The organism is Mucilaginibacter lutimaris, from assembly GCF_042676625.1.
Classification (GTDB): Bacteria; Bacteroidota; Bacteroidia; order Sphingobacteriales; family Sphingobacteriaceae; genus Mucilaginibacter; species Mucilaginibacter lutimaris.
This window is the reverse complement of sequence record NZ_JBHTIA010000005.1, coordinates 14,766-34,677: the sequence shown is the minus strand read 5'-3', so window position 1 is coordinate 34,677 and position 19,912 is coordinate 14,766. Positions and strand designations below refer to the sequence as shown.

25 protein-coding genes and 1 tRNA gene are annotated in these 19,912 nt (G+C 46.0%); 12 read left to right on the top strand and 14 right to left on the bottom strand.

Annotation, left to right across the window (positions count from 1 at the left end; translation table 11 throughout):
- Positions 1-159: 159 nt before the first annotated feature.
- Positions 160-1,389, bottom strand: coding sequence for an NADP-dependent isocitrate dehydrogenase (locus ACFQZI_RS09840; protein ID WP_377141886.1), 1,230 nt, complete (start codon positions 1,387-1,389; stop codon positions 160-162).
- A 264-nt stretch (positions 1,390-1,653) separates the two neighbouring features.
- Here ACFQZI_RS09840 and ACFQZI_RS09835 point away from each other — a divergent pair, with 264 nt between their 5' ends.
- The gene (locus ACFQZI_RS09835) at positions 1,654-2,370 is read left to right on the top strand and encodes a hypothetical protein (RefSeq protein WP_377141883.1); all 717 of its coding nucleotides are present in this window, start codon (positions 1,654-1,656) and stop codon (positions 2,368-2,370) included.
- Positions 2,371-2,440: 70 nt separating this feature from the next.
- A complete protein-coding gene (locus ACFQZI_RS09830) occupies positions 2,441-2,869 on the top strand; it encodes a hypothetical protein (protein WP_377141881.1) in 429 nt (142 codons plus the stop codon).
- Between the two features lie 115 nt (positions 2,870-2,984).
- On the opposite strand, the gene ACFQZI_RS09825 is transcribed toward ACFQZI_RS09830, so the two are convergent.
- From ACFQZI_RS09825 to ACFQZI_RS09815, 3 genes are all read right to left on the bottom strand, one after another.
- Positions 2,985-4,802, bottom strand: a complete 1,818-nt coding sequence (locus ACFQZI_RS09825; RefSeq protein ID WP_449288973.1) for a DNA polymerase III subunit gamma/tau — start codon at positions 4,800-4,802, stop codon at positions 2,985-2,987.
- A 76-nt stretch (positions 4,803-4,878) separates the two neighbouring features.
- A complete protein-coding gene (locus tag ACFQZI_RS09820; protein ID WP_377141875.1) occupies positions 4,879-5,121 on the bottom strand; it encodes a hypothetical protein in 243 nt (80 codons plus the stop codon).
- A gap of 45 nt (positions 5,122-5,166) precedes the next feature.
- Positions 5,167-5,784 (bottom strand): hypothetical protein, encoded by a 618-nt coding sequence (locus tag ACFQZI_RS09815; protein WP_377141872.1) that lies wholly within the window; start codon positions 5,782-5,784, stop codon positions 5,167-5,169.
- A 128-nt stretch (positions 5,785-5,912) separates the two neighbouring features.
- Here ACFQZI_RS09815 and rpsF point away from each other — a divergent pair, with 128 nt between their 5' ends.
- The 6 genes from rpsF (at position 5,913) to ACFQZI_RS09785 (ending at position 8,476) form a co-directional block, all read left to right on the top strand.
- A complete protein-coding gene (rpsF, locus tag ACFQZI_RS09810; protein ID WP_377141869.1) occupies positions 5,913-6,278 on the top strand; it encodes a 30S ribosomal protein S6 in 366 nt (121 codons plus the stop codon).
- A complete protein-coding gene (gene rpsR / locus ACFQZI_RS09805) occupies positions 6,278-6,541 on the top strand; it encodes a 30S ribosomal protein S18 (protein ID WP_067054791.1) in 264 nt (87 codons plus the stop codon). Before rpsF ends, rpsR begins: the two co-directional genes overlap by 1 nt.
- Before the next feature lie 16 nt (positions 6,542-6,557).
- Entirely contained in the window at positions 6,558-7,001 is a 444-nt protein-coding gene (gene rplI / locus ACFQZI_RS09800; protein WP_134335119.1) for a 50S ribosomal protein L9, read from the top strand.
- A gap of 129 nt (positions 7,002-7,130) precedes the next feature.
- The gene (gene mtgA / locus ACFQZI_RS09795; RefSeq protein ID WP_377141864.1) at positions 7,131-7,871 is read left to right on the top strand and encodes a monofunctional biosynthetic peptidoglycan transglycosylase; all 741 of its coding nucleotides are present in this window, start codon (positions 7,131-7,133) and stop codon (positions 7,869-7,871) included.
- 44 nt (positions 7,872-7,915) lie between these two features.
- Positions 7,916-8,116 (top strand): hypothetical protein, encoded by a 201-nt coding sequence (locus tag ACFQZI_RS09790; RefSeq protein ID WP_377141861.1) that lies wholly within the window; start codon positions 7,916-7,918, stop codon positions 8,114-8,116.
- 24 nt (positions 8,117-8,140) lie between these two features.
- Positions 8,141-8,476, top strand: a complete 336-nt coding sequence (locus tag ACFQZI_RS09785) for a hypothetical protein (RefSeq protein ID WP_377141859.1) — start codon at positions 8,141-8,143, stop codon at positions 8,474-8,476.
- A gap of 131 nt (positions 8,477-8,607) precedes the next feature.
- On the opposite strand, the gene ACFQZI_RS09780 is transcribed toward ACFQZI_RS09785, so the two are convergent.
- From ACFQZI_RS09780 to ACFQZI_RS09770, 3 genes are read right to left on the bottom strand one after another with little or no spacing between them, the layout of a single operon-like run.
- Positions 8,608-9,225 carry a YdeI/OmpD-associated family protein gene (locus tag ACFQZI_RS09780; RefSeq protein WP_377141857.1) on the bottom strand — a complete coding sequence of 206 codons (618 nt, stop codon included), beginning with the start codon at positions 9,223-9,225 and terminating at the stop codon, positions 8,608-8,610.
- A gap of 15 nt (positions 9,226-9,240) precedes the next feature.
- Positions 9,241-9,528 carry a YciI family protein gene (locus ACFQZI_RS09775; RefSeq protein ID WP_377141855.1) on the bottom strand — a complete coding sequence of 96 codons (288 nt, stop codon included), beginning with the start codon at positions 9,526-9,528 and terminating at the stop codon, positions 9,241-9,243.
- 52 nt (positions 9,529-9,580) lie between these two features.
- Complete coding sequence (locus ACFQZI_RS09770) at positions 9,581-10,063, bottom strand: ABC transporter ATPase (RefSeq protein WP_377141852.1); 483 nt, start codon at positions 10,061-10,063, stop codon at positions 9,581-9,583.
- Between the two features lie 46 nt (positions 10,064-10,109).
- Between ACFQZI_RS09770 and ACFQZI_RS09765 the strand changes: the two genes are divergently transcribed.
- Entirely contained in the window at positions 10,110-10,595 is a 486-nt protein-coding gene (locus tag ACFQZI_RS09765; RefSeq protein WP_377141849.1) for a hypothetical protein, read from the top strand.
- Here ACFQZI_RS09765 and ACFQZI_RS09760 read toward each other — a convergent pair.
- From ACFQZI_RS09760 to ACFQZI_RS09750, 3 genes are read right to left on the bottom strand one after another with little or no spacing between them, the layout of a single operon-like run.
- Positions 10,590-11,378 carry a (Fe-S)-binding protein gene (locus ACFQZI_RS09760; protein ID WP_377141846.1) on the bottom strand — a complete coding sequence of 263 codons (789 nt, stop codon included), beginning with the start codon at positions 11,376-11,378 and terminating at the stop codon, positions 10,590-10,592. The genes ACFQZI_RS09765 and ACFQZI_RS09760 overlap by 6 nt on opposite strands.
- A complete protein-coding gene (locus ACFQZI_RS09755; protein ID WP_377141843.1) occupies positions 11,378-11,806 on the bottom strand; it encodes a DUF2750 domain-containing protein in 429 nt (142 codons plus the stop codon). The genes ACFQZI_RS09760 and ACFQZI_RS09755 overlap by 1 nt, the downstream gene beginning before the upstream one ends.
- 8 nt (positions 11,807-11,814) lie before the next feature.
- A complete protein-coding gene (locus ACFQZI_RS09750; protein ID WP_377141840.1) occupies positions 11,815-13,113 on the bottom strand; it encodes a 4Fe-4S dicluster domain-containing protein in 1,299 nt (432 codons plus the stop codon).
- A gap of 269 nt (positions 13,114-13,382) precedes the next feature.
- Here ACFQZI_RS09750 and ACFQZI_RS09745 point away from each other — a divergent pair.
- Positions 13,383-13,455: transfer RNA gene (locus tag ACFQZI_RS09745), tRNA-Phe, on the top strand.
- Between the two features lie 440 nt (positions 13,456-13,895).
- Here the strand turns inward: ACFQZI_RS09745 and ACFQZI_RS09740 are convergent.
- The 4 genes from ACFQZI_RS09740 to ACFQZI_RS09725 form a co-directional block, all read right to left on the bottom strand.
- Complete coding sequence (locus ACFQZI_RS09740) at positions 13,896-14,618, bottom strand: LOG family protein (protein WP_377141837.1); 723 nt, start codon at positions 14,616-14,618, stop codon at positions 13,896-13,898.
- A gap of 53 nt (positions 14,619-14,671) precedes the next feature.
- Positions 14,672-15,877 carry an acetate/propionate family kinase gene (locus ACFQZI_RS09735; protein WP_377141833.1) on the bottom strand — a complete coding sequence of 402 codons (1,206 nt, stop codon included), beginning with the start codon at positions 15,875-15,877 and terminating at the stop codon, positions 14,672-14,674.
- 13 nt (positions 15,878-15,890) lie between these two features.
- Positions 15,891-17,987, bottom strand: coding sequence for a phosphate acetyltransferase (gene pta, locus ACFQZI_RS09730; RefSeq protein WP_377141830.1), 2,097 nt, complete (start codon positions 17,985-17,987; stop codon positions 15,891-15,893).
- Positions 17,988-18,052: 65 nt separating this feature from the next.
- Positions 18,053-18,445, bottom strand: a complete 393-nt coding sequence (locus ACFQZI_RS09725; RefSeq protein ID WP_377141828.1) for a hypothetical protein — start codon at positions 18,443-18,445, stop codon at positions 18,053-18,055.
- Positions 18,446-18,612: 167 nt separating this feature from the next.
- Between ACFQZI_RS09725 and ACFQZI_RS09720 the strand changes: the two genes are divergently transcribed.
- Both ACFQZI_RS09720 and ACFQZI_RS09715 read left to right on the top strand, forming a co-directional pair.
- Positions 18,613-19,062, top strand: coding sequence for a pyridoxamine 5'-phosphate oxidase family protein (locus ACFQZI_RS09720; RefSeq protein WP_377141825.1), 450 nt, complete (start codon positions 18,613-18,615; stop codon positions 19,060-19,062).
- A 136-nt stretch (positions 19,063-19,198) separates the two neighbouring features.
- Positions 19,199-19,897, top strand: coding sequence for a hypothetical protein (locus ACFQZI_RS09715; RefSeq protein WP_377141823.1), 699 nt, complete (start codon positions 19,199-19,201; stop codon positions 19,895-19,897).
- Positions 19,898-19,912 lie beyond the last annotated feature (15 nt).

The window sequence follows — 19,912 nt, the reverse complement described above, 5'->3', positions numbered from 1 at the left end:
AGAGCTATCAACAAAAAGAGGCTGTCTCATAAGTCGAGAACAGCCTCTTTTTTCTTTCGTTTATTCGGATAGGTGGCTGATACAGCTTTCGTACAGCCAAATCTCAGAGCTTCAATTTTACTTTTGAGACAGCCTCTCCTATTTATTAGCGGGCAAAAATTATTTACCCAATTTTGCTTTTAAGTTTTCGTCAATGGCTTCTAAAAACTCTTCGGTGTACAGGTAATCGGTACCGTGTTCAACCTTTGGTTTTATGGTAATGGCCAAGTCTTTGGTCATTTTACCGCTTTCAACAGTTTCGATACAAACTTCTTCTAAAGTTTTACAGAAGTTGATCAGTTCCTGGTTGCCATCCAGTATACCGCGGAACTCTAAACCGCGTGTCCACGCGAAGATAGACGCGATAGGGTTGGTAGAAGTTGGGCGGCCTGCCTGGTGCTCGCGGTAGTGGCGGGTTACCGTACCGTGTGCGGCTTCGGCTTCCATTACGGTACCATCAGGTGTAACCAAAGTAGAGGTCATTAAACCTAACGAGCCAAAGCCTTGCGCTACGGTATCGCTTTGTACGTCGCCATCGTAATTTTTACAAGCCCATACAAAGTTGCCGTTCCATTTAAGGGCAGATGCAACCATGTCATCAATCAGGCGGTGCTCGTAAGTAATGCCCGCTTCGGCAAATTTGGCTTTGTAATCGTTTTGATAGATCTCTTCAAAAATATCTTTAAAACGGCCATCGTATTTTTTAAGGATGGTGTTTTTGGTAGACAGGTACAAAGGCCAGCCTTTCATCAGCGCCTGGTTAAAACAAGCGTGCGCGAAGCCTTTTATAGATTCATCGGTATTGTACATGGTTAAAGCAACACCATCGCCTTTAAAGTTATACACTTCAAAAGACTGCTCGGCACCGCCATCTTCGGGCGTAAAGGTTACGGTAAGTTTACCTTTGCCTTTGGTAACAAAATCGGTAGCGCGGTATTGGTCGCCAAAAGCGTGGCGGCCAATACAGATAGGGGCTGTCCAGTTTGGTACTAAACGCGGCACATTGCTCATTACAATTGGCTCGCGGAAAACTGTACCATCTAATATATTACGGATGGTCCCATTTGGCGACCTCCACATTTGTTTTAATCCAAATTCTTCTACGCGCTGCTCATCGGGGGTGATGGTAGCACATTTAATACCTACACCGTATTTTAAAATAGCGTTGGCAGCATCAATGGTAACCTGGTCGTCAGTCTCATCACGATACTCTATACCAAGGTCATAATATTTTATATCCAGGTCAAGGTAAGGGATGATCAGTTTATCTTTTATAAATTTCCAGATGATACGGGTCATTTCATCACCATCCAGCTCTACTACCGGGTTTTCTACTTTAATTTTTGACATACCTGATTTTGTGGTTAATTTTTATTTGAAACGGCTTCAAACTTACATAAAATTTTATTTGTAAAAATTTAAGGGCGTAAAAATTACAATTTATTTATCCCCTTTGTTTTATAATGTTTTACAGGGGTAAAATAGAGTTTCAAAATTGTCGTTCATAGGTATGGTATATAATTAATTATGGCATATAGTATTGCTTTTTAAAAGTTTGATGCTACTTTTATAAAATAAAAAATTTACCATTCAGCAAAATTTGGCTTTTACATTATGATAAAGTTGCTTACTAAAACCTTATTTTTCACGCTATTATTATCGGCAATAACATCAATAACAAAAGCACAAATTGGTTACGATTATGCCCAGTATGATATTGGTTTCGGCGGTACTATTAACCAGGTTTACGGCGATGCCGAAGGTAAGGTAAAAAGTACCCCATCAGTGTTTGTAAACTTTAACTATAACCAAACACCTTACTTAAATTACCTTGTAGAAATACAAACCGGTAAACTGGAAGGTGGCAGCAGGACAGAAACCCTGTCTGGCCGTTATTTTAAAAATAACTTTACAGCTATTGTTTTTAGGGGCCAGTTACAGGCAGGCGAATTAATGGATTACTCTAACGGTGGTATAGCAGGCGCTTTAAAAGGCCTTTATGTATCGGCCGGTTTGGGTTATATCCTTAATGATATACATGATGATAACATTAACCGCTACTCAAATACCGACCCACAGTTTTTTACCGGCGGCTTAAACAAAAGCAATGAACTTTACCTGCCTGTGCGCCTGGGTTACGAGATAAAGTTTTTTAACCAGTACAACCAGCCATCGTTTAAGATAGACCTGGCATACCAGTTCAATAACGACTTTACGGATAACATGGATGGCTTTACCGCCGGCAGGAATAAAGATAAACTGGTGCAATATTCCATAGGCTTAAAGTTTGCCCTTGGCGATGTTACCTCCTACCGCAAATCGGTTCAATAATACTGCCCTCTTACCAAAACAATAATTTATTGGCAGGGTTTTTAGGGTATATACAGTAAATATAAAACCTATGATACCCGAAAACGACAACCAGGATTTTGTTACCGACCCGGAGGACAGGAACGCCCCACTAAACGACGATAGCAACGAAACAGCTGACAGCGAAAACCTTAATTACGACGAGACTTTAAATAGTTATGAGTACGATGTAAAAGGTGATAACCCCGACTACGACCACCCCGACCCTTACGATACTACTGTAAAAAACGGCGAAGACTTCAACTCTACCTACGATGAAGCCAACCCGTACGATACGAATGGTGAATACGATGCCGACCGGTCTTTAGAAACAGATGCCGACAGCTTAGGGATGCATATAGATAGCGGTAAAATTGTTGAACTTGATCCGCGCGATGAAGCCTTAGCACATACCCCCGAGGATGATCGCGATGACCTTGACGAAGAAGGTTATCCTAAAAATGATACACCCCGCGTTTAGTTAATCATTAACCACAGAGGTAACGGAGCTAAACACAGAGAGCACAGGGAATAAAATCTCTGTGCTCTCTGTGTTTATAAATAAATTATATCTCTGCTAACCCTGTGGTAAAATCCTAATCAAAGTCAAGGTTAAATTTGTTTTTCAGCTCGATGAGCTGCGGGTTTTTAGCCGCCATATGCTGAAATTTTTCTAACGACGTATATGGCTTCCGTACCATGGCTATCTCTTCTACTTTAGAATTTACTTCGATGCTGAAGTTTTTCAAACTGCTTCGCAGGTAGTTGTGCAAATGTGGCCGCTGGTCCCTAAAAGCCGCTTCCTGCACTTTGGTTGCCAAACACACCTCAAATGATTCCGGGCCTAAAACCTTTGGAGTAATACTTGTGAAGATGGTATAAAGCCCGGCAGGTTTACCTTCTTTTTTAAGATTGCCACCATATTCTGTCCATAATTGCAGAAACCGGTCTATGGTGAATGCCTCCTTATCCGTGCCTTTTAAATACGGATCTTCTTCTTCCAGCGCGGCTTCCTCTACCTGCTTACCCAGATCTTTTAATGAGGGTATCTTAACCGACGTTGCCCCCGCATGGGCGTTAGGTACAAAAAACTTTGGCTTTTCGGCAGGCGGCTCCGGCGTAGCCGGCGTAGCCGGCGTAGCCGGCGTAGTTGCCGGTGGAGTACGGTTGTAAGTTACCGGGTTATCGCGTGCAACGCTTAAATCATCAGCTGTATCTGGTGCCGGTGGGGTGCTATTTACTGAGGTATCAGGTTTTTTTTTTACCTCCCCGTTTGGGGCAGCAGCGTTTTGACCGGCCGGCAATGCCGACATATTGAATACGGAGAGCAGGTTGCTCATCTTTAACAAAGCGAGTTCTACCTGCAAACGCTGGTTCTTGCTTAGCTTGTAGCTAATATCGCACTGGTTGGCAATATTCATGGCCGATAGCAGGAACGATACCGACGACGCCTGCGATTGCTGCAGGTAACGCGCCTTAATAGTTTCGCTCACTTCCAGCAGCTTTATGGTTGATGCATCCTTACCTACCAACAGGTTGCGGAAGTGTTCGGACAGGCCCGAGATAAAATGTGCCCCGTCAAAACCTTTACCCAAAATCTCATCAAACAACAACAGGGTTTGCGCGCTGTTTTCGCTCAAAAGTTTATCGGTAACGTTAAAATAATAGTCGTAATCAAGTATGTTAAGATTATCAATAACCGAGCGGTAGGTTACATTGCCCCCGCTAAAGCTCACAATCTGGTCGAACATGGAGAGGGCATCGCGCAAGCCGCCATCTGCCTTTTGGGCAATAATGTGCAGGCCGTCGTCCTCGTATTTAATATCTTCTTTCCGGGCGATGTTAGCCAAATGGCCAGCCATATCCTCTACCCTGATGCGGTTAAAATCAAAGATCTGGCATCGCGACAGGATGGTTGGCAGTATCTTATGCTTCTCGGTAGTGGCTAATATAAATATGGCGTAATTAGGTGGTTCCTCAAGCGTTTTCAGGAAAGCGTTAAACGCCGCCTGCGATAGCATGTGCACCTCATCAATTATATAAACCTTGTAACGGGCAGCTTGTGGGGGTATGCGCACCTGGTCTATCAAACTACGAATGTCATCAACCGAGTTGTTTGACGCGGCATCCAATTCGTGCACGTTGAACGAGTTACCGTTCATAAAAGCACGGCAGCTATCACACTCGCCGCAGGCCTCGCCATTGGGCTGTAAATTGGTACAGTTAATGGTTTTGGCAAGGATACGTGCGCAGGTGGTTTTACCTACACCCCTTGGCCCGCAGAACAAAAATGCCTGCGCCAGCTGATTATTCTTAATAGCGTTTTTTAGCGTATTAGTTATATGCTGCTGGCCTACAACGGTTTCGAAGGTTGCCGGGCGGTATTTACGTGCCGAAACAATGAAATTATCCACAGGCATAAAGGTAGCAAGAAAATGCTGTACCTAAAACCTCAAAAATAGATTGTGAATAAAATGCCCTGCGGCTCCCCTACTTCTCATCCCCATTCGGCATGTGGTCGGCGTCCTCAGGGTCGGGTTCGCCAAGGTCATCATCTGTACGGATCTCGCGCATATCTTCCTCAAACTCCATCTGGTCGTCAAAGTCCTCGTCTTCCTCGTCTTGCCAATCGCCTTCAAGGGCAGCGTCCTCTTCAGCCGGTGGCGTTAAGTTAAGGTCGTCCGCAAAATCTTCATTATTATCCTGGTCGGGTTGTTGGCTGGCAAACTGCATAGTAGTGTTGTTTTTAATAAAGACAGCCGGGCGGGCGGTTATGTTTTACAAAATTTCAACCCCAACAATTTCTTTTACCTTATAATACCCTTTGGCAGCAGGTAAGTACACTTCCATTTCCTGCCAGGTAATTTTTAGTTTTTTGCCGACGAATTTAGTTATTGGTCCCATAAACTTTTCGGACCCTGGGAATTGCCTCAGCCATATAAATGATCTTTCGCTGCCCGCGGCATCTGTGAGTACCAAATAATTGAAGCCTTTCAAGTCCATTCGCTTAAGGGTGCCGGTAGTGGTTTCGGTGTCTTTAACATCTTTGTCCTTACTTTTAGCCATTATACCGGCAAGCTTCAAAAATGCGGGGCACTTATCCTGTAATAAGCTCTGCCCAATTATTTCGCCTACCTTAGTTGATGCATCGTTTTCAGTTATGTTATTCATACCCAGTTCCTGGGCTACATCAACAAGTAAATCTAAATGGTCATTAAAGCAATTTGTAAATACCTCTTCTGCATCATCAGGTGTTTTTATTTTAGTAAGATCTACCTTGCTCATGCAGTTACAAAGGGTGTCAAGCATTTTACGTTGTATAGGGCCAATCTTATTCTGGGCCTGTGAGTTGGTGTAGCAAGCAACAGCTAATATCAATAGTACAAGTTTTTTCATATTTTAATAATTATAAGGCCACTAATAGCCTCACAAAATACAAATATTCACGCTTGCATTATAAATTATTTCTGCCTACATTTGCAGCCCCGATATACAGGGATAAATAATTAAAAATCAAAATAATAATGCAACAGTACGAAATCGTGATCGTTCTAACCCCGTTGTTATCAGATGAAACTGCTAAAGAGGCAATTGCCAAATACAGCAAAGTTTTAACTGATGGCGGAGCCGAAATTGTCCAGGAGGATAATTGGGGTTTGAGAAAATTAGCGTACCCTATTCAAAAGAAAACTACAGGGTACTATCACCTAACTGAATTCAAGGCTCCCGGTGAATTAATTAACAAACTGGAAGTTGAATTAAGGCGCGATGAGCGTGTGTTACGCTTCCTTACTATTGCTTTGGATAAACATGCCATAGCTTACAACGACAAAAAACGCAGCGGTGCCTTTAACAAGAAACCTGCAGCTAAAGTGGAGGAAAACAACTAATGGCAAACGACCAAATTAAATACGTTACCGCTCCTAAAGTGGAGGATAACCGTAAAAAATACTGCCGTTTCAAGAAAAACGGTATCAAGTATATCGATTACAAAGACGCTAACTTCCTTTTGAAGTTTATTAACGACCAGGGTAAAGTATTACCACGCCGTTTAACAGGTACTTCTTTGAAGTTCCAGCGCAAAGTGGCACAGGCTGTTAAGCGTGCACGCCACATCGGTTTATTACCTTATGTTACAGACTCATTAAAATAATCGGAGGTAAAAAGCAATGGAAGTTATTTTAAAACAAGACGTAAAAAACCTCGGCGATAAAGACGATGTAGTGAATGTAAAGCCAGGTTATGGCCGCAACTTTCTTATCCCAAAAGGTTACGCAATATTAGCAACTGTTAGCGCACGCAAAGTTTTAGCAGAAAACTTAAAGCAAGCTCAGTTTAAACAAGAAAAAATACGCAAAGACGCGGATGCTATCGCAGCTAAATTAGAAGGCGTTAAGCTTACTATTGGCGCTAAAGCAGGCGAAAGCGGCAAGATCTTTGGTGCTATCAATACCATACAGGTAGCTGATGCATTGAAAAAAGAAGGTTTTGAAGTTGACCGTCGCCGCATTACTTTTGACCAGGAGCCTAAATTTGTTGGTGATTACACCGCAATTGTTAACCTGCATAAAGAAGTTAAAGTTCAGGTTCCTTTCTCAGTTGTTGCTGAGTAATACTTGATTTGGAATTTCAAAATTCCGATTTCGGATTTGAATTTCAAAACTTAGAATTTAGAACTTAGCGTTTAGAATTTTAAAAAGGTGTTTAGTTTAGGCTAAACACCTTTTTTGTATAATTGAATTATGGCAAAGTCCAAAGACCGAAACCCAAAATCGAAATTCCGAAATCCGAAATCAAACGGCATTATGCGGCTGGTGCTGCGCATTGTAAAGCTGGTTGTAATAGCGTTTGTGGGACTAAGCCTTTTCGGTGTGCTGCTTTTTAAGTTTGTGAACCCGCCTTTTACCTGGCTGATGATACAACGCGGCTTTGAACGCAAGGCCAATGGCAAAGATTGGAAAATTGACAAAAAATGGGTGGCATTTGATGACATTGCCGACAATATGAAACGCGCCGCCGTTGCTGCCGAAGACCAAACCTTTTTAGAGAACCACGGGTTTGATTTTAAAGCGATTGAACGTGCCATTCAAAAGAACGCTAAAAGCAAAAAGCTGATTGGCGGCAGTACCATTAGCCAGCAAACGGCCAAAAACGTTTTCCTGTACCCGGGGCGTTCGTTCGTGCGTAAGGGCTTCGAGGCTTGGTTCACTATCCTGATAGAAACCTTTTGGAGCAAGAAACGCATTATGGAGGTTTACCTCAACGTAATTGAAATGGGTGATGGTATTTATGGCATCGAGGCGGCCTCGCAAGCTTATTTCCACAAACCGGCATCGCAGCTTACCCGCAGGCAGGCGGCATCAATAGCGGTGATATTCCCAAGCCCGCTGCGTTGGAGTGCCACCAAGCCTACCCGCTACCTAAGGCACAGGCAGTACCTTATTATGAAGAACATGCGCAGGCTTGGTCCGCTGGAGTTTTAAGAACCACACAACTTCAGGGAACTTGTTACGTATAAGTTAAAAGAATGAAAATCAATGTTACCTTGATCGTAGCTGCCGCGATTTTGTTAAATACCGGCTGCAAGCCCGACCCCGTTATTTACCCAGAAGGCGTAATTTACGTAAAACCCGGCCAGCCCGGGACTTCGGGTACCAATACGCCCGACCCGGGCACAGATGCTACTTATACTGTAGGCATTGGCGCAGACGATTCATTCATATACTAGATCGATAACGGGCCGCTTGTTACCATGCACAATCTTTTAACGCTTGATCAGGATCCCGATCCTTCAATTCCGTTTAAAGGTGTTACCAATCTATCCGCGCATAGCCTTGATGATAAGGAAATAGACATTTCCTTTAGTGTTGATGTAAATGATGCGACAGGTATATTTCCTATTTCACAGTTCAGTTTAAAGTCCAAAACCTTCGATTATCAAAAAGATGGGGATGGAACTGTAAAATTCACCTCGTTTACCGAAGATACCGATGGTTTTGACGTAATAAAAGGTTATTTTAAAGTAAATGTTATTGACCAATCCGGCGTAAAACACGTAATCACGGGTTCCTACAATACGGGTGGCTAATGATTATTTAAGCCTGACATTACGCTGCTCAATAAGCAAAGCATCACACAGCGTCGAAATAAATTTACTCGGTATTCACATGTAAGTAGCCCAACGCCTCAAATATCCTGGATCAGTTCGGGATGACCTTGCTATTTATACTTCCAATGCCTTGTTTTACCCTCAGCTATCCAGGCAATGCCTTCTGCTAAACGTTTGTTGCGGGTGGCCTCTGTTTTGGCTTCTTCAAACCAGGTGATGTATTCTTTTTTTTGCGAGGGGCTAAAATTATCAAAATGTTCTGCCGCTTGGGTATTATCGGCCAATAACTCTATTAAATAATCGGGGGTGGCGAGCGGTGTGGCGGCAGCTGGTACCTTTTTGATCTTTGGCGTCGCAATCTTTGCGGTAGGTGCGCCGTCCTTTACTTCCATAGCCTGGCGTATGTACCAGATCAGCACATCATCGTTCGGCAGGTCGGCAAGGGTGGTCAATTTTCCTATGCTGCCGGCGTTGCCTTCGTCCTGGATAATGCCATGCGGGTCGGGCAAGTTTTCGGCTTTCCAAAAACCAAAGCCTGCATGCTGCTTAAATGCCATCATAAAGCATAGCACACCCTTATATTCAAAAAACGGCGCGCTCCATTTCATGGTCTCTGTTATCTCGGGCGAGGCCTTGTGCACCAACTGGCGCAAGTGGGTTAAAATTGGTTTTGCAAAATCTGCCGATTTTTCGATATAGGCATCTATCCGTGCATCAAACTTTTCCATGATGCAATTTAAAAATTATCGGATCAAATCCTTCAAATCGGGATGATATTGTGAGGTGAGGAACTCGGTGATCTCAAACTCCGCGAGTTTGTGTTTGTGGAATGGATCTTCGGCTATGATCTGCTCCAATATATCTTTAGAATCTGCCTGGGCAATGATGATGCCACCCGTACGCGGCACCTTGCGGCCGCTCATCAAGAACACATCAGCCTTGTAGTATTTCTTAAGATAGTTCACATGGGCGGCCATGTGCCGGTCAAGCTCTTCCAAAGGGACAATGTATTTAAGGCTGATGATGAACATGGTCTGTTTGCGAGTGATGAATAGTTAAATCGTGAGTAATTGAAAGTGCTCACTAACTAACCATATCTGCAAACAACTGTATATGCCAGCTATCTTTAAACGGCACTTCCCACTTTGTTTGCAGCTCAGTAACGTTTTGTACAAGGTTGTTAAACACAATGGTTTCGGTGTTGATGACACCTACTTTCAACAGGTCTTCAAACTGGTGGCGTGGGACTGATACGATCTCTTCCCCATCGCGGTAGGCCAGGTTAAATCTGTCAAACAGGTTAATGCCGAATTGCTGCTCCAACTGCTTCATAAAGTTTACTGATTTATCTATAGAGCAACCACTTGCGCCGGCCAGGCTTTCGTCTACAAACAAAATCAGGAAACGGTTGTACCTAATTTCGGCTTTGGCGAGCAACTGGTTGTTGTGGGCCGTCCACCCGGTGGTAAAATTATCCAGCAAAACCTGTGCTTGCAGTGTTTCGGCATCGGTTAATTTACGATCGCTTTGATAGATCCAAACCCTCGAGTGTGAAGAAAATTCCATATCGCAAATTTATCAAATTATTAACTTAGGTTTATTATAAGTTGTCATGCAAACTTCACTTATACCTGCTAAGCGTAAAGCGTTTTTAATTACCTTAATATCCCTTTCCGGGCTGTTTTTTGGTGGTTTTAGGCCGGTAATGGACGAACAGGAATGGATAAACTGGGGCAACCGCTTCCTTAACGAGAATTACGACCCAACCGTTGAGCCCGGGATAAAAAAGTTTGAGATAGCCCTTACGCCTGATCATTTTATGCGCCTGCGTAAAACTTATCAACAGGGTAAACAGGAGTATTATTCGTTCAGTTTAAAGCGGTTTGCAGAAATGGGGTATATCCCCGGGACAGCCGCTACCGATACCCTTGAGATGAAGACCCAAGCCGATGACATTATTTATCAAACCTACGAAGACCCCCAAGGCGACATCGATTCCATGGCTACCGCCTGGGATATCCCTGTCAAAAAGTTATCACCACAAAGGCTGGATAGCTTAAAGCAGGCGTTGAATTTTTTAAAGGGTAAAGGCTTATAAACCGTTCGCCCTAACTGTTATCTCGGCAATATCCAGCACCTTTATTTCCTGCTCTTTATCCATATGCTTAACGCCGTCGCTCAGCATGGTCATGCAAAAGGGGCAGCCCGATGCGATGACGCTGGCCCCGGTCTCAATCACATCCAGCATACGCTCGTCGTTAATTTCCTTTTTACCGGGCTCCGGCTCTTTAAACATTTGCGCGCCGCCTGCGCCGCAGCACAGGCCGTTGCTTTTGCAGCGTTTCATTTCTACCAGTTCGGTATCCAATATTTCTAAAGCTGCGCGTGGAGCCTCGTAAACGTTGTTAGCGCGCCCAAGGTAACATGGGTCGTGAAAAGTTATTTTGCGGCCTTTAAAGCTTTCGCCGCCCTCGGCTTTTAGCTTGCCTTCGTCAATAAGCGATTGGATGAGCTGGGTATGATGGATCACTTCGTAAGTACCGCCAAGGCCCGGGTATTCGTTACGGATGGTGTTAAAGCAATGCGGGCAGCCGGTAACAATTTTTTTAATGTTGTAACCATTCAGCACCTCAATATTAGCCATGGCCTGCATCTGGAACAGGAACTCGTTCCCCGCGCGTTTGGCTGGGTCGCCGGTACAGCTTTCTTCGGTACCCAGTACGGCGTAGCTGATGCCTACATGGTGCAGTATCTTGCAAATGTCGCGGGTTATTTTTTGCGCGCGTTCGTCAAAACTACCGGCACAGCCTACCCAAAATAATATCTCGGGTTCTTTGCCCTCGGCAGCCAGCTGGGCCATGGTTGGGATGGTTAGTTCCATTATTCTTCTTCGCTTATCTCGGTTATAAAATCCTGTATACTGCTGTAATTGGTAAAACTAATGGCCGAATTGATGGTGGCAAGCCTGTTTAGAATATCCTGTACCAGCACCATCGCGTCAGCCTCGGTACCAAACATTTTTGTATCCCACTCCACACCTGCTAACACTTCGCTATCGGCCATATCCATACACAGGTTCTCTAAAAACAGGGCCAGCGGTATCTCGGTTGGTGTGTAGATTTTCCAATCGTCGCGGGCGCAAAGTTTGGCCAGCCCACGCTCGGACCAGAATGGGATCACCGCAACCTCCGCGTTATCGCTCGCGTCGGCATTGGCCCAGCCCGTTTTACTCTTTAAACCCCACACCTGCTTGGTAGCGGCTACCTTCTCTACAAATGCTGTATATTTTGCTTCTAAATTTTGCGACATATCTCTTCTTATTCCTTTTCGGCCCAGTTAAACCTGTCGGACTGGCTGTATTTCCATGGCGCGCCATTGTTCTCCATGTTACCGAACATGTTGTTGAGGCTTGCAGGCGCCTGCGATTCTTCCATCACTATATACCTGCGCATCTCGGTGATGATCTCCAGCGGATTGATATTTACCGGGCAGGCTTCCACACAGGCGTTACAGGTGGTACAAGCCCACAACTCCTCGCGGGTAATGTAGTTATCCAGCAAGGTTTTATCATCCGTATAGTCCTTACCGTGCTTGTCAATATTATTACCTACCTCGGTCAGCCTGTCGCGGGTATCCATCATGATCTTGCGGGGCGATAAAAGCTTACCCGTGATATTTGCCGGGCAAACAGATGTACACCGGCCACACTCGGTACAGGTATAAGCTTCCATTAGATTTTTCCAGGTAAGGTCGGTAACGTCCTTAGCACCAAAACGGCTTACTTCGGCAGGCTCCGGCACAAACGATGGATCGAGCATGGCCTTAACTTCGCTGGTAACAGATGCCATATTGCTGAGCTGGCCCTTTGGCTCCAGTTTAGAATAATAAACGTTAGGGAAGGCCAGCAAAATGTGGAAATGCTTTGAATACGGCAGGTAGTTTAAAAACGCTAATATGCCAATGATGTGGAACCACCAGCAGCCGCGCTCTATCATTACCAGCGTATTGGCGCCCGATGGTAACAGTGGTGCTATCAGATCACTCACCGGGAAGCTGCCCGCAGTAACGTAATGCCCAAAATGCAGGGCCTGTAATTTATAGTCGGCGGCATTCATGGTCAGGAAGGCCGTCATTAGTAAAATTTCGATGGTGAGAATATAGTTGGCGTCTGATTTTGGCCAGCTGGTCATCTCGGTACCGCTAAAGCGTTTTAATTTAAGGATGTTACGCCGGGCCAGGAATACTACGCAAGATACCAGCACAAGCAGCGCAAGTACCTCAAACCCGCCTATCAGGAAACCATACAAACTACCCAAAGGTTTTGAAAATACCCTATGCGAACCAAAGATACCGTCTATCATGATCTCAAGCACTTCGAGGTTGATGATAACGAACCCCACATAAATAAAAAAATGCAGCACAGCGGCCACGGGGCGTTTCACCATTTTGGTTTGGCCCAGGGCAACCCTGGCCATAATGGCCCAGCGCTCGGCAGGGCGGTCGCTCCTGTCGGTATCGCGGCCAAGTAAAATGTTGCGCCTTACCTTAGCCGCATTCTTGCCAAATAAATAGGCAGCCCCCAGTAAAATGATAATAAAGATAACCTGTCCGACCATATATTATATTATGCGTGCATAGTAACTGAAAGCTAAATTAGGAATTTGATTTAATGTTAAGGCAGATATTGCCGAAATGTTTTAAACTTAGAATTTGTTTAAATAAGGCGGATATACAAGCCCACTCAAAAAAAGTTAAAATAATCTTTTAATGTAATTCCCTGAATTTCAATTACCGAGCGGCGGAATACAAGAATGATGCAACTAAAATTGAAAAAAAAGTTTCGGAAAATAAAAAAAACGCTACATTTGCAAACCTTAAACGGAACGGTATCATAGCTCAGTCGGTAGAGCAAAGGACTGAAAATCCTTGTGTCGCTGGTTCGATCCCAGCTGATACCACAAAACGGCCACCTGGTCAATTTATTTAAAAACTTAAAAAGCCTTCAGAAAATCTGAAGGCTTTTTAAGTTTAAACCTTAGGCCTAATAGTTCACAACCATTTTTATCGCCTCCATTAATCGCTGTTCTGTAACTAAATACAACCTGAACTTGTAAGCTGAAAAGGGATTTCGTGAATACGGATGTGGCCGTTTAAAACGGCTGTAAGTTGGAGCTGATATGTAACCTGGATGTGGTATACGGCACCTAATGAAAATCGAAACGGATGAACTGGACGAAAGCTACTGTGAACCGGTATTGGAATAGGTACACAAAGACCGTCAATTCAGCATAGCAGGTCTTCAGGACCTAAGCGGAAACGGGTTGTTCCACGCATCTTTATGCCAATGCCAGCCTTTATCACAGCCGCTATCTCTTGCATGGTATGAACCGCTAAATTTCTACCATTTCTCAAACAACCAGCGGAAGGGTTTGTGTTTGCCGACCGGTTTCAGCCCAAATTCCTTAATACTTTTTTCCCTGATCAGTTGTACAGCTTCTTCGAGGTCATCGGTGACTAGGAAAAGGTTCATATCTTCTTCAGCGATGGTCGCGCAGGCTTTCATGTTTTCGATGTAGCGGATCAGGTCCCGGTGATATTCCTTACCCAAAATAATGACCGGAAAGTTTTTGATCTTATGCGTCTGGATGAGGGTCAGCGCTTCAAAATACTCATCCATTGTGCCAAAGCCACCGGGCATCACCACAAAGGCAAAACTATATTTCACGAGCAGTACTTTGCGGAGGAAGAACTGCTTCATATAAACCCATTTATCCAGGTAAGGGTTGGGCTGCTGTTCTACCGGTAGACGGATATTGCAGCCTACCGACCGGCCGCCAACATCTTTAGCACCCCGGTTAGCCGCTTCCATCAGGCCCGGCCCGCCACCGGTGAGGATGGTAAAGCCTAATTTTGCAAAGGCGCCGGCTGCCTCCCGCGTTTGCTTGTAAAAAGGATGGTCTTCTTTAAAGCGAGCGGACCCAAATACAGTGATGCAGGGCCCTATGAAATGCAGGGCACGGAAACCGCGGATCAGCTCCATCATGGTTCCAAAAGTGAATTTAAGCTCCTGCCAGCGCGACTGCGGGCCGTCCAGAAACTTGATCTCGGGGGTGTTTGCCATGCCGCAAACCTAATGATGGTAGCAATTTAAAAAAGTGACGGCGATCACAGGTCTTAATGACCTTCAGCGCCCAGCCTCCGGCATTCCCGGGCAATCGCCAACTCTTCATTGGTCGGGATGACCAAGATGCGTGTACGACCGCCCCCGGCGGTAAGATCGCGCAAGCCCTTTTCCCGCAACTGATTTTTAGCGATGTCGATATTGATACCCAAAAATTCCATATCGCGGCAAACCAGTTCACGCGTCAGCGCGTCGTTCTCACCTACCCCGGCAGTGAACACGAGGGCATCCAGTCCGTTCAAAGCAGCTGTATAAGCGCCGATAAATTTTTTGATACGGTAAGCATACAGTTCATAAGCAAGTTTGGCGGCAGGGTCGTTTTCATGATACAACCGGCTAATGTCCCGCATATCATTATACCCGGTTAAGCCCAGCATCCCGCTTTGTTTATTTAATAGTCCGGTCAGTTGTTCAGCCGTATAGCCTTTTTGCTGCTGCAGGTATAGCAGTACAGATGGGTCGATAGCGCCGCTGCGCGTACCCATCACCAGCCCGTCTAACGGTGTAAGGCCCATACTGGTATCAATGCACCGCCCGCCGCTTACCGCCGCCATACTGCAACCGTTACCTAAATGAATGGTGATCAGTTTGGCTCCCGGGTCTTTCAGCCAGGTGATGGCTGCACCCGCCACATACTGGTGACTGATGCCGTGAAAGCCGTAAACGCGGATCCCATCCTCGAGGTAAAATTTATCCGGGATGGCATAGCGGAAAGCCCTTTCGGGCAGGGTTTGATGAAAGGCCGTGTCGAAAACGGCGATCTGTGTAGCCGCCGGAAACAATTTTTCGGCCACCTCTATGCCCTTGATATGGCCGGGATTGTGCAGGGGCGCTAAAGCATACAATGCCATTATCTTTTCTTTAACCTCTGCCGTGATGACCGTAGGTTTTGTAAGCGTTTCGCCGCCATGAACTACCCGGTGACCAATTGTTCCAATCTGCGCCGCATTGTCTATCATGGCAATATCTTCACGGGTAAGCAACCCGGCCATGGCCTGCATCCCGGTTTCATGGTCTTTAATGCTTTGTTCCAGCTTAAGGGTTTGTGCTACATCCGCTCTAAAGATCTCGTGCGTTATCAGGCCGTTATCCTGGCCAATGCGCTCGATCAGGCCGCTGCAAACCGGCTGATCGCTGTGCTGTAAAAAAAGTTGATATTTGATAGAGCTGCTGCCCGAGTTGATAACCAATATATACATGAGTAATAAGAATTTAGAAGGTCTCGTCCTGGCTTTGGATCGCGGTAATGATGACTGTGTTAAAAATATCGTCGACTGTACAGCCGCGGCTAAGGTCGTTCACCGGTTTATTGAGCCCCTGTAGCATAGGCCCGATGGCCAGGGCCCCGGTTTCGCGCTGAACGGCTTTATAGGTGTTATTACCTGTGTTAAGGTCCGGGAAGATCAGTACGCTGGCCTGGCCGGCAACTTGAGAGCCGGGCAACTTTTGACGGCCCACTACCGGGTCGACAGCCGCGTCGTATTGGATTGGGCCTTCTACCTTAATATCCGGCCGCTTTTCTCTAACCAGCTCGGTTGCCCTCCGCACCTTCTCAACATCTTCGCCAACACCTGACGTCCCCGAGGAATAAGACAGCATGGCCACACGCGGCTCAATACCAAAACGCCCGGCGTTATCTGCTGAGGAGATCGCTATCTCCGCCAGTTCTTCTGACGTGGGATCGGGGTTAACGGCGCAATCGCCAAATACCGAAACCCGGTCGGCCAGGCACATGAAAAAAATGGAAGATACCGTAGAGATACCCGGTTTGGTTTTGATAAACTGTAAAGCCGGCCGGATGGTATGCTGAGTGGTATGGACCGCGCCGGAAACCATGCCGTCGGCTTCGCCTTTGTAAACCATCATTGTGCCAAAATAGGAAACATCGGTCATCAGGTCACGCGCCATCTCCAACGTAACGTTTTTAGCCTTACGCAGTTCATAAAGGGTTTGTACATAATCTTCCAATTGCATTGCCTTTGCCGGATCAACCACGCTGATCTTTTGCAGGTCAAGATCCAGGCCCAGTCGCTTAACGGACGCGGCTATGTCTGCAGGATCGCCCAGCAAGATCAGTTTGACCACGTCCTGCGCCACAAGCCTGGCGGCAGCCTGCAGGATGCGGTCATCATTACCTTCAGGCAAAACGATGGTTTTTTTCTGGCGCCGGGCCCATTGTGTAAGCTGGTACTGGAACATGTGCGGCGTTATTGCTGCAGACCGGTGCAGCACTATCTTTTCATTCAGGGCCTCCTGGTCTACATAGCGATCGAAGGTTTCGATCGCCAGCCTGATCTTTTTTGAATCGTCCGGGCGGATTCGGGAATGCACACCCGCAACTAAGTTGGTGGTTTCAAAAGTGCCGGTGTTAACCGCCATGATGGGCACTACCACCTGGAGTCCTTCTATCAGCCGCATCACAGGCGTTTCCGGCACGCTGCCTGCTGTGAGGACAATGCCGGCTACACGTGCGTAACTGGTCGACATATTTGCCTGCAGCGAGCTAATGATAATATCCCCGCGGTCGCCGGGTGTCACGATCAGCACATTCTCTTTTAAATAATTCAGGAAATTCGGCACCTGCATGGCCCCGGTCACAAAGTTGTCCACCGGGTTTTCCAGCAGCGTTTCTCCAAATAATAACCTGCCCCCCAGGCGGTTGAAGATCTCACCCACAGTAGGGTTTTCAAGAGCTTTGTCGGCAGGTATAACAGCGGTCAGGATGGTAGCGGGGAGCTGGGCGGTAAGCTGCTCGCGCACTTCGGCAACTTGTGCTGCCGCCAGCCGGTTAACAACTACGGCCAGTACCGGTATGTCCTGTTCCTGGTAAGCCTGCCAAAAGTTGAGCGCGTCCTGTACGGTTTCCACTGCGGTTTTATTGTTGCCCGATACCAGCAACACCACCGGCGCGTTAAGATTTCTGGCCATGAGGCGGTTCAGTTCAAATTCTACCGCGGTGCCGCTGCCTGTAAAATCACAGCCTTCTACTATCGTAAAATCAGAATCGGCCTCAAGGGCCTTAAAAGAGCTGATGAGCCGGTCCAGCAGTTCGCCTTGGCGGTGGTCCTTCAAATAATGCAGAGCCTCCTGCCTGGTAAAAGCCCAGGCGTCTTTATAGTGCTGTTTTAATTGGAAATGTGAAAGCACCGCCTCAATATGCGGGTCGGCCGGCTGTTCTGAAGAACTGATGACCGGCTTAAAATAACGGATTTTTTGTGCACGCGCCAGCAACATGTTAACCAGGCCCAGGGCCAGGATGGATTTACCGCTGTAAGGTTCGGCGGAGGCAATAAATATACTTTTTGTCAATTTCTTTGATCGCTTAATGGCTGATTAGTTAACGTTTGGCGCCCTTAATTGTTGCTGCCAATTGATCAAGCCGCCCGCCGGGCTTCAACCAGCGCGTATTTAATTCCTTTCAATACGATAAGGGCGTTTCCAACCGCGGCCTGCAGGGCAATAAAATCTTCCAGCAATTTTAAGCTTGGGTCCGGGTCGGTTTCCAGCAGCAATGGTTCTAATTGATTGACGAAATCATCCAGCTTACGGCGGATATCCTGGTGAACTTGTCGTGCATTCTGTAGCCGGGCAGCCAGGTTTTGCTGGTTGCTAACCTTAATGTGGAGATGCCCTGTCCCGCCAAGCTGTTCTTCCAAAAATCTGGTCTCCTCTTCCAGGAAAGCCAGGTCGCTTAGCCATTGCTTGCTGGTCAGGTAAACCTCCTGTAGTTCAAATTCCAGTTCCGGGTCTTCATTTATCTTTTTCATATCCTGGTTATTTTAATGTAACAAATATCCGCCCCGGCACTTAACGAATTAAGGTTCAGCGTCATGCCTTAATATGACCCTGGTCACTATTCCTTATATTCTTTTAATTCATTTTTGTCTTATCAAAACATATGTTATGCAAAATTTGGTAACAGAAAACTATAACAATGCTGGGAGAATTAAATGATAAAGAGATCGACGCCCTGTTACACAAACAGGTTACCGGGCGGCTGGGCTGCCACGCCGATGGTACCACTTATGTGGTGCCTGTAAATTATACCTACGACGGCAATTTTATTTACGCGCACTCTGCCAACGGCATGAAGATAAACATGATGCGGAAAAATCCCGCGGTTTGTTTTGAAGTAGACGAGATAGCGCATGTTTTCCGCTGGAAAAGTGTTATTGTGTGGGGCCGGTTTGAAGAAGTGGATGACCTGGACGAAAAACAACGGATCATGCAGGGGCTCATTCACCGGATCATGCCGCTGGCAGATCAGCCGACGGACCATCCTTCACATGGCATCACGTCGCAGGAAGCAGATGTGGGTACTACAGTGGAGCTAATAGTTTACCGCATAGCAATAACAAAAAAAACCGGCAGGTTTGAGCGCTGAATAGATTACCAGTAGAAACCAATGGAAAAGCCTGGCCACAACATGGCAATCTTAACCGAGCCTTTCATTTTCTTTTTTCGCGGTTGTTTAAACAAGTAACCATACTGGTTTGTTACTTGATAATCAATCTTATGCCATGAAAAAAATTTTGAAATGCCTACCGATACTCTTCTTATTTCAATCCTTAGTTGTGTGTGGCCAGTCTACCAAACTGAACGGGGTGTATGCGGGTGTCGAGATCATGCCCTCTGCAATGGGTGGCATGAGCCGTAATGATGTAGTGATCTTATTTAGGCCCAACGGCACCTATAATGACGACTTGCGCAAACAGGGCTGGCAAACGCGGGTGTCGGGCAGGTATACGGTAAGCGGCCGTACCGTATCGCTCCGCACACCTGGCGATAACAGGGCCATTACCTATACACTGGATAAAGATGGGAATATGAATGGGGGCAGCTTTAATTTAGTGAGGCAACCTACCGATAGCAGCGTACCCAAAGGGAGCTATGAATTTAGTTCGGCAGGCGGGTCCGGCGGTGGTGCAGGCAGTACTGCTGTAGGCAGCTTTTCAAATAAGGGGTTTTATTTTGACGGACAAGGCAATTTTAGCAACAATAGCCAAACGTCTGTAATAGTTTCCGGTTCAAATGTTGGCGGTGGTAATAGCCATAAAAGCAGCGGTGGCGGCACTTATAAGATCAGCAATGGTGTACTCACCCTAACATTTGCAAATGGCACAACCGAAACGCATTCCTTTTTCTGCCGCCCCGGTTATACCCCCATTATGGCGGTAATTGACGGTGATATCTATTTTGTAAAAAATCGGCGCCGTTGATAACATTAAATATCA

Coding starts and splice junctions, on each gene's coding strand:
- ACFQZI_RS09840 (WP_377141886.1), bottom strand. CDS start 1,389: ATGTCAAAAATTAAAGTAGAAAACCCGGTAGTAGAGCTGGATGGTGAT.
- ACFQZI_RS09835 (WP_377141883.1), top strand. CDS start 1,654: ATGATAAAGTTGCTTACTAAAACCTTATTTTTCACGCTATTATTATCG.
- ACFQZI_RS09830 (WP_377141881.1), top strand. CDS start 2,441: ATGATACCCGAAAACGACAACCAGGATTTTGTTACCGACCCGGAGGAC.
- ACFQZI_RS09820 (WP_377141875.1), bottom strand. CDS start 5,121: ATGCAGTTTGCCAGCCAACAACCCGACCAGGATAATAATGAAGATTTT.
- ACFQZI_RS09815 (WP_377141872.1), bottom strand. CDS start 5,784: ATGAAAAAACTTGTACTATTGATATTAGCTGTTGCTTGCTACACCAAC.
- rpsF (WP_377141869.1), top strand. CDS start 5,913: ATGCAACAGTACGAAATCGTGATCGTTCTAACCCCGTTGTTATCAGAT.
- rpsR (WP_067054791.1), top strand. CDS start 6,278: ATGGCAAACGACCAAATTAAATACGTTACCGCTCCTAAAGTGGAGGAT.
- rplI (WP_134335119.1), top strand. CDS start 6,558: ATGGAAGTTATTTTAAAACAAGACGTAAAAAACCTCGGCGATAAAGAC.
- mtgA (WP_377141864.1), top strand. CDS start 7,131: ATGGCAAAGTCCAAAGACCGAAACCCAAAATCGAAATTCCGAAATCCG.
- ACFQZI_RS09790 (WP_377141861.1), top strand. CDS start 7,916: ATGAAAATCAATGTTACCTTGATCGTAGCTGCCGCGATTTTGTTAAAT.
- ACFQZI_RS09785 (WP_377141859.1), top strand. CDS start 8,141: ATGCACAATCTTTTAACGCTTGATCAGGATCCCGATCCTTCAATTCCG.
- ACFQZI_RS09780 (WP_377141857.1), bottom strand. CDS start 9,225: ATGGAAAAGTTTGATGCACGGATAGATGCCTATATCGAAAAATCGGCA.
- ACFQZI_RS09775 (WP_377141855.1), bottom strand. CDS start 9,528: ATGTTCATCATCAGCCTTAAATACATTGTCCCTTTGGAAGAGCTTGAC.
- ACFQZI_RS09770 (WP_377141852.1), bottom strand. CDS start 10,063: ATGGAATTTTCTTCACACTCGAGGGTTTGGATCTATCAAAGCGATCGT.
- ACFQZI_RS09765 (WP_377141849.1), top strand. CDS start 10,110: ATGCAAACTTCACTTATACCTGCTAAGCGTAAAGCGTTTTTAATTACC.
- ACFQZI_RS09760 (WP_377141846.1), bottom strand. CDS start 11,378: ATGGAACTAACCATCCCAACCATGGCCCAGCTGGCTGCCGAGGGCAAA.
- ACFQZI_RS09755 (WP_377141843.1), bottom strand. CDS start 11,806: ATGTCGCAAAATTTAGAAGCAAAATATACAGCATTTGTAGAGAAGGTA.
- ACFQZI_RS09750 (WP_377141840.1), bottom strand. CDS start 13,113: ATGGTCGGACAGGTTATCTTTATTATCATTTTACTGGGGGCTGCCTAT.
- ACFQZI_RS09740 (WP_377141837.1), bottom strand. CDS start 14,618: ATGGCAAACACCCCCGAGATCAAGTTTCTGGACGGCCCGCAGTCGCGC.
- ACFQZI_RS09735 (WP_377141833.1), bottom strand. CDS start 15,877: ATGTATATATTGGTTATCAACTCGGGCAGCAGCTCTATCAAATATCAA.
- ACFQZI_RS09725 (WP_377141828.1), bottom strand. CDS start 18,445: ATGAAAAAGATAAATGAAGACCCGGAACTGGAATTTGAACTACAGGAG.
- ACFQZI_RS09720 (WP_377141825.1), top strand. CDS start 18,613: ATGCTGGGAGAATTAAATGATAAAGAGATCGACGCCCTGTTACACAAA.
- ACFQZI_RS09715 (WP_377141823.1), top strand. CDS start 19,199: ATGAAAAAAATTTTGAAATGCCTACCGATACTCTTCTTATTTCAATCC.